Here is a 7722-nt window from a genome sequence, read left to right as displayed (position 1 = left end):
CTGTGTTGTCCGACTTCACGCGGACCTTCACGTTGTAGTCCACCACGCGCTTGACAGGGACCAAAACCTTCATTGCTGCGGCTCCTAGAGAGTTGGTTGAATTGACGTTTACGTAAACCGGAACATTCTATGTCGCACTGCAGCGAACCTGTCAAAAAGTACGCACCAATGCAGCATATCTCAAAAACGAACGACCGTGCTTTTCTGGATTATAGGCCAGCAAACCGGCCACACCGCAAAAGTTTTCGGCCCCCTGCGCGCGGCGGGGTCATTGCCCCCGTTCGCCCGACATGGCAACGCCCGCCAAATCCGCAACGGAGGGGCCCGCCGCAGGCAGGCCGCCGTCCACTTGCACATGCATGACCCGCTGCGGAAATGGAATGTCGATCTTGTGCGCCCGCAGCGCCGCCAAAATGGCGCGGTTGATGTCTGAGCGCAGACCCAAGGTGCCGTTTTCGGGGTCGGCAATCCAGAAGCCGACCGTGAACTCCAGACCATCCGCACCAAAGGCCGACAGCGCCGCCGAGGGGGCTGGATCGCGCAGCACGCGGCTGCTGGCCAGGGCAGACTCGGTGAGCAGACGGATCACCAAGTCCACATCACTGTCGTAAGCCACACTCACCACCGTGGAAAGCCACACCCGTGGGTCGGCCAGCGACAGGTTTTCCACGCGCTGGGTGATCATCATTTCATTGGGCACGATCGATTCGCTTCCGGCAGAAGAACGCACCACCGTGTACCGCGCGTTGATGTTGGTGATGCGGCCCTCAAAGTTATCCACCCGCACGTTGTCGCCAATGCGCATGCTGCGCTCGGTCAAGATCACAAAGCCGCTGACATAGTTGGCGGCCAGCTTCTGCAAGCCCAGACCAATCCCCACCCCCACCGCACCGCCCAGCACCGACAAGGCCGTGAGGTCGATGCCCACGGCAGACATCGAGATGATGAGGCCGAAGAACACCATCAGGGCCCGCAGCGCATTGCTGATGGCCTTGCGCAGCGACAACTCGGCGCCGGTGGCCGAGCGCAGCAGCCGCGACTCAATCGCAGCGGACACCCACAGGGTGAGCAGCAGCACCGCGCCCGCCGTCAAAGCCCCCTCCACCATGGTGCGCAGGCTCAGGGTGACGTTGCCCACCTTCCAGTGGATCTGCTCCATCTCGCCCAGCACCCGCGGCAGCAGGCCCGTAACCCAGAGCACCATAGCCATCCATGCCAGCCAGGAAATCGAGCGCTCGATCGGCTTGACCCAGGCCGACTGGGGAAAGGCCACCTGCAGCACTTTGGCGCCGATGCGGATGACCACGAGCGAGACCAGCACCGGAATCGCCACCTTGAACACGGCCAGCGGCACCCACTTGATCAACAGGGTACGCGCCACATAGCCAGACGCCAGCAACACGATGGGGAACAAGGCACCGTCTATCACCCGGTGGCCAAACAGGATGGAACGGTGCCCTTCATGGTGCAACCCACGTCGCAGCCCTGCCACCACCACCCAGGCCAGCCCCACACACACCAGCAGGCTGGCCAATTCAATCAACACCGTAGGGGACGCAAAGGCCCCCAGCCACTGGCCTACGTCATCCAGCAGAAAGTCGCTTGTATCCATCGCCATCAGCGCTTCCACTCCGGTGTGCGTTTTTCAGCGAATGCACGGGCGCCCTCCTGGGCGGCAGCGTCCATCATGTTGCAGGCCATGGTTTGGCCTGCCAGCTGGTAGGCGGCTTCCAGCCCCAGCTCGCGTTGCTGGTACACAAGAGCCTTGCCCATGGCCACTGCGGTGCGGGGCTTTTCCAGGATGGAATGAACAAGCTTTTCCACCTCGGCATCCAGCGCGTCGGCAGCCACCACCCGGTTGACCAAGCCCTGTGCCAAAGCGGTGCGTGCGTCAATGAAATCACCGGTGAGCAGCATTTCCATGGCGCGCTTGGCCGGCACGTTGCGCACCAGCGGCACACTGGGCGTGGCGCAAAACAGACCGTAGTGGATGCCACTGGTGGCGAAGCTGGCCTCTTCGGCCGCCACTGCCAGGTCGCACTGGGCCACCAGCTGACAACCCGCCGCCGTCGCCATGCCGTGCACGCGCGCGATGACGGGCACGGGCAGCTTGTGGATGGCCAACATCATGCGGCTGCACTGTGCAAACAGCTTTTGGTAGTAAGCCAGATCGGGGTTGGCGGCCATGTCCTTGAGGTTATGCCCCGCACAAAAGGCCTTGCCAGAGCCAGCCAGCACCACCACGCGCGCAGTGTCGTCCCGCGCCACGTCATCCAGCGCCTGCTGCAACGCCGAGAGCATCTCACCGCCCAAGGCGTTGAAGCGGGCAGGGTCGTTCAGAGTCAGGGTGACCACGCCGCGCGCATCACGGGTGACCTGGAGTACATCGTTCAAAGTCGTTGTTGTCATGTCTTGCTTTCATCGGCCAAGCCGCCGCAGTAGGGCGGCTCACCGCAAGGCGACCCGGGATGCAACACCAGCTGCGCCCCGGGGAATACGTCACAAATCAGCCAGCACGCGCAGATGCGCTTCCACGCTGCGGGCCAGCGGGCCCATGACATAGCCACCCTCCAGGCAAGAAACAATGCGCCCCTTGGAATAGCGGCGGGCAATGTCCTTGATGCGCTGGGTGATCCAGGTGTAGTCCTGCTCGGTCAACCCGAGCTGGCCCATGTCGTCCTCGCGGTGGGCGTCAAAGCCCGCGCTCACGAAAATCATCTCGGGCTTGAACGCCTCCAGCCTCGGAATCCACATCATCTCGATGATTTCGCGGATGTCCATGCCCCGGGTGTACGCCGCCACAGGCACATTGACCATGTTGGGCGCCGGATCGACGTCGCCGCTGTAAGGGTAGAAAGGGTGCTGGAAGATGCTGACCATGAGGGCGCGCGAGTCGCCCGCCAGGATGTCCTCGGTGCCATTACCGTGGTGCACATCAAAGTCCACCACCGCCACGCGGTGCAGGTTGTAGCGCTGCAGCGCGTATTTGGCAGCCACCGCCACGTTGTTGAAAAAGCAAAAACCCATCGCCTTGCTGCGGGTGGCATGGTGGCCCGGGGGGCGCACCGCACAAAAGGCGTTTTCCAGCTCGCCCGCCATCACGGCATCGGTGGCGGCCAGAGCGGCGCCCGCAGCGCGCAATGCGGCCTTCCAGGTGTGGGCGTTGATGGAGGTGTCGGTGTCGAGCTGCGCGTAATTGGGGCCGCCCGCCATCAGTTCTTCATTCAGCCGATCTGACATGCCCCGCAGCGCAGCCACGTACATCCGGTCGTGAGCCAGTTCAATGTCGGCCAGGGCGGCTTCGGGGGCTTCAAAACGCTCCAGCGCATCCCCCACTCCGGTGACCAGCAAGCGGTCTTCAATGGCATCCAGCCGCTCCGGGCATTCCGGGTGGCCAGGGCCCATTTCGTGTTTCCAACAATCCCTGTGCGTGAAATAGCCCGTCTTGCTCACAGTCTTGTCCCCGTGTCTCGATTGATTCAGAGTTTTTCGGATAACGTTGCGCCATGGATGCACAGCACAAAATCAACTCGCTTCTGGATCAGCTTAACACGGTGATCGTGGGGAAAAAGGCGCAGGTACAAGACTGCGTCGCTTGCCTATTGGCCGGGGGGCATTTGCTCATCGAGGACGTTCCGGGGGTGGGCAAGACCACGCTGGCCCATGCGCTGTCGCGCACCTTTGGCCTGCAGTTCTCGCGCGTGCAATTCACGGCCGACCTGATGCCCAGCGACCTCACCGGCGTGTCTGTCTATGAGCGCGGCAAGGAATCCTTCGTGTTCCATCCCGGCCCCGTGTTCGCGCAGGTGCTGCTGGCCGATGAAATCAACCGCGCCAGCCCCAAGACGCAAAGCGCGCTGCTGGAGGCCATGGAAGAAAAGCAGGTGTCGGTGGAAGGCGCCACCCGCCCCCTGCCCCACCCGTTCTTTGTGATTGCCACGCAAAACCCGCAAGACCAGCTTGGCACCTTTGCACTGCCTGAATCGCAACTGGATCGTTTTTTGATGCGCATCTCCATCGGCTACCCCGACCGGGCTGCCGAGCGCCTGCTGCTGGCGGGCTCCGACCGCCGCGACATGGTGGACACCCTGCCCGCCTTGCTCACACCGCACGAACTGGCCGAGCTGCAACGCCAGGTGCTGTCGGTGCACACGTCAGACGCCCTGCTGAATTACGTGCAGGACCTGGTGGATGCCACCCGCTCGGGCAAGTGGTTTTTGCAGGGCCTCTCGCCGCGCGCAGGCATTGCGCTCATGCGTGCGGCCAAGGCGCAGGCGCTGATCAGCGGGCGCGACTACGTGGCACCTGATGACGTGCAAGCCGTGCTACCCCAAACCATTGCCCACCGGCTGGTACCCGTGGGTGACGCCGGACGCGGCGCCGTGGAGCAGGTGCGCGCCATGGTGGATGCGGTTCCGCTCGCGTGATGGCCTCCACTGCCCCGCCCCCATCCGCACCGGGCTGGCTGGCACGCTGGTCGCCCGCCGCCGCACTGCGGCGGCGCTTTCGCGCGTGGTGGCAGGGGCGCCTCAAACCCACCGACACCCTGGAGCTGACACAGCGCAACGTCTACATCCTGCCCACCGGCCCGGGATGGATGCTGGCGGTGACGCTGGTGGTGTTGCTCATTGCCTCCATCAACTTCCAGCTCAACCTGGGCTACCTGTTCACCTTCATGCTGGCGGGCAGCGCCGTGATTGGCATGCACATCAGCCACGCCACGCTGCGCGGGCTGACGCTGCATTTGAAGCAGCCCCAACCGCAATTCATGGGCAGCAGCGCGGCGCTGGAGGTGCAACTCACCAGCCAGCGCTCCACCCCACGGTATGGCATTGGCATCGCCGTGCACGGTGGCGATGACCCATCCACCCACGCCGACCACCACTGGGCCTGGACAGATGTGCCCGCACAGGGGCAAGCCGTGGTGCACATTGCCTTTCAACCCCGGCGGCGAGGCCTGCACCCCGTGCCTACCTTGACGGCCGAGACACGCTTTCCGCTGGGCACCTTCCGCGTGTGGACCTACTGGCGGCCGGCCGCCCAGCTGCTGGTGTACCCGGCCCCCGAATCCACCCCGCCGCCACTGCCAGTGGGAGAGCCCCGCGCCACGGGCAAGGGCCACGCCACCAGCCAAGGCATCGGCGAGTTTGACGGTGTGCGGGCCTACCGCCGTGGGGATCCCCTCAAGCTCGTGGTCTGGAAAAAGGCCGCCAAATCCCTGGGCAGCGGGGCGGACGATCTGGTCAGCCGCGACGCGCAACAAAGCCACCGGCAGGAACTGTGGCTGGACGTGGCCCATGCCCAGTTGCCCGACCTGGAAGCCCGCATCTCACGCGTCACTGCTTGGGTGTTGCAAGCCGACCGGCTGGGCCTGGACTACGGCCTGCGTGTGCCGGGGCGAGAAATCCCCCCTGCCAACGGTGCCCCCCACCGCGTGCAATGCCTGGAAGCGTTGGCGCTGTGCTGAACAGTATTCGCCATGTCCCGCAGCTTATTGGTTGGAGTGAAGCATGAAAACTGCCTCTAACGCCCTCTGCAAAAGCGCAAGCAGCTCATCTTTTGATAGCACCATACCGCCTGTCTCCATTGGCCACGCCATTTGCGGGGTGACCAAATGAGCAGCCTAACCAGCATCAAGAGCGGCGCCTCGCTGCGCCAAACCCTGGCCCAATTGCCGCGCGACGCGCGTGACACGCTGTTTTTGCTGGTCGTGATTGCCTGGGTGATCGCACCACAAGTTCCCACCCTGCCGGTGTGGACCACGCTGCTCGCGGCTGGGGTGCTGGTGTGGCGCGGGTGGCTGGCCTGGCACAGCCGCCCCCTGCCCAGCCGCTGGATCAGTTCCGGCCTGCTGGCCCCTCTGGCGGTGGCGGGCACCGTTTTTTCGCACGGCACGTTTGTGGGCCGCGAAGCAGGGGTGACGCTGGTGATTGCCCTCTTGGCCCTGAAAACCCTGGAATTGCGGGCCCGTCGCGATGCGCTGGTCATCTTCTTCCTGGGCTTTTTCACCATGATCAGCAGCTTTTTCAACTCGCAGTCGCTGCTGACCGCTGCGGCCATGCTGCTCGCACTGCTGGGCATGCTCACAGCGCTGGTCAACGCCCACATGCCAGTGGGCCGCCCCCCCTCGCACAGGCGTTTCGCACCGCGTTCACCATGGCGCTGCTGGGGGCGCCCATCATGGCGGCGCTGTTCGTGCTGTTCCCCCGCATGGCACCGCTGTGGGGTGTGCCGGGTGATCAGATGGTGGGCCGAACTGGGCTGTCGGGGTTCATGCAAGTGGGAACGATTGCCGAGCTTGCGCTCAGCGATGCCATAGCGTTTCGTATCAAGTTCGACGACCCTGCACAAGCGACTCCACCCGCGTCTTCCCTCTACTTTCGCGGGCCCGTGCTATCCGGGTTTGATGGGCGTGAATGGCGGGCCGAGCCGTTTCGTGAAGACAGCAGTTGGGCGGCGCGTGCCGCCCTGCCTGCCAACCTGAAGGTGCAAGGCCCTGCGCTGCGCTATGAAGTGACACTGGAGCCACACAAGCGCCCCTGGCTGATGGTGCTGGAATCCACCCCCCAGGCCCCGGAGCTGCCCGGCAACCCCACCTACATGACGCAGGATCTGCAGTGGATGACCACCCGCCCGGTCACCGATGTGATGCGCTACCGGGCTGAAAGCTACCCTGAATTCCGCCACGGCCCCACGGCATCCGTGCGACAGCTGCGTGAGTTCACGGCCCTGCCGCCAGGCTTCAACCCGCGCACCCTGGCCCTGGCAGCGCAAATGCGTGCCGACCGTGCCCTGGCGGGCGACGACACAGCCGCCCTGGTCGAAGCTGCCATGGCGCGCCTGCGCACCGGCGGCTATACCTACACGCTGGAGCCTGGTGTGTACGGCGAGCACACGGCCGATGAGTTCTGGTTTGACCGTAAAGAAGGTTTTTGCGAACACATTGCCTCCGCTTTCGTGGTGCTGATGCGGGCCATGGACGTGCCTGCGCGTATCGTCACCGGCTACCAGGGCGGCGGGCAAAACTCGCTGGACGGCTACTGGACGGTGCGCCAAAGCGATGCCCATGCCTGGGCAGAGGTATGGATCGCAGAGCGCGGCTGGGTGCGGGTGGACCCCACGGGCGCGGTAGCTCCTGGCCGCGTGGGTGCTTTTGAGCGCCTGCCCATTCCCCAGGGGGCGATTGCATCGGCCGTGGGCAACGTCATCGGCGCAAACGCACTTCAGCAAATGCGTGCGGTATGGGAGGCCGTGAACAACCGCTGGAACCAGTGGGTGCTCAACTACAGCCAGAACAGCCAGATGGACTTGCTGAAAAAACTGGGTTTTGAATCGCCCAGCTGGCAAGACCTGACCACGATCCTCGGATCGCTGCTGGGCGTGGCCGCCCTGGGGGGCGCCACGTGGACCTGGTGGGAACGCCGCCAGCATGACCCGTGGCTGCGCCTGCTGGGGCGCACGCGCAAACGGCTGGAAGCGGCCGGGTTGCCACTGCCCGATCATCTGCCCCCGCGCGCCATGGCGCAGCGCGTACAGGCCCATTGGGGCACGGCCAGTGGCGCGGCGGCACCGATCACACAAGCCCAGGCGCAGCGCATCCACGACTGGCTGCTGCGGCTGGAGCAGGTACGCTATGCCCCGCAACCGGCCCAGCAACTGGGCACGCTGCGGCGCGAATTCAACACCCTTTCTTGGCCCCAACCCACCCCAGGCCAGTGACCT

At 64.4% G+C, this 7722-nt stretch carries 6 protein-coding genes and 1 pseudogene; 4 read left to right on the top strand and 3 right to left on the bottom strand.

Annotation, left to right across the window (positions count from 1 at the left end; translation table 11 throughout):
* Nucleotides 1-268: 268 nt before the first annotated feature.
* The 3 genes from IHV84_RS04945 to IHV84_RS04935 all read right to left on the bottom strand — a co-directional run bounded on the left by IHV84_RS04945 (nucleotide 269) and on the right by IHV84_RS04935 (nucleotide 3405).
* Nucleotides 269-1612 carry a mechanosensitive ion channel family protein gene (locus IHV84_RS04945; protein ID WP_198846057.1) on the bottom strand — a complete coding sequence of 448 codons (1344 nt, stop codon included), beginning with the start codon at nucleotides 1610-1612 and terminating at the stop codon, nucleotides 269-271.
* Between the two features lie 5 nt (nucleotides 1613-1617).
* Complete coding sequence (locus IHV84_RS04940) at nucleotides 1618-2409, bottom strand: enoyl-CoA hydratase (protein ID WP_198846046.1); 792 nt, start codon at nucleotides 2407-2409, stop codon at nucleotides 1618-1620.
* A 90-nt stretch (nucleotides 2410-2499) separates the two neighbouring features.
* Nucleotides 2500-3405, bottom strand: coding sequence for a histone deacetylase family protein (locus IHV84_RS04935; RefSeq protein ID WP_066690081.1), 906 nt, complete (start codon nucleotides 3403-3405; stop codon nucleotides 2500-2502).
* A 101-nt stretch (nucleotides 3406-3506) separates the two neighbouring features.
* On the opposite strand from IHV84_RS04935, the gene IHV84_RS04930 reads away from it, so the two are divergent.
* The 4 genes and pseudogenes from IHV84_RS04930 (at nucleotide 3507) to IHV84_RS20750 (ending at nucleotide 7719) form a co-directional block, all read left to right on the top strand.
* Nucleotides 3507-4427, top strand: coding sequence for a MoxR family ATPase (locus IHV84_RS04930; RefSeq protein WP_198846045.1), 921 nt, complete (start codon nucleotides 3507-3509; stop codon nucleotides 4425-4427).
* A complete protein-coding gene (locus tag IHV84_RS04925) occupies nucleotides 4427-5467 on the top strand; it encodes a DUF58 domain-containing protein (RefSeq protein WP_198846044.1) in 1041 nt (346 codons plus the stop codon). Before IHV84_RS04930 ends, IHV84_RS04925 begins: the two co-directional genes overlap by 1 nt.
* Before the next feature lie 147 nt (nucleotides 5468-5614).
* Nucleotides 5615-6618: pseudogene (locus tag IHV84_RS20755) on the top strand (DUF3488 domain-containing protein); the annotation flags it as partial.
* Nucleotides 6601-7719, top strand: a complete 1119-nt coding sequence (locus IHV84_RS20750; RefSeq protein ID WP_370541195.1) for a transglutaminase family protein — start codon at nucleotides 6601-6603, stop codon at nucleotides 7717-7719. The pseudogene IHV84_RS20755 and the gene IHV84_RS20750, both read left to right, overlap by 18 nt.
* Nucleotides 7720-7722: the final 3 nt, after the last annotated feature.

Origin of the sequence: Acidovorax sp. IB03 (assembly GCF_016406015.1) — a bacterium.
GTDB classification, from domain to species: domain Bacteria; phylum Pseudomonadota; class Gammaproteobacteria; order Burkholderiales; family Burkholderiaceae_C; genus Acidovorax; species Acidovorax temperans.
The sequence above is the reverse complement of the archived record's forward strand: the minus strand, read 5'-3'. Positions and strand labels throughout refer to the sequence as shown.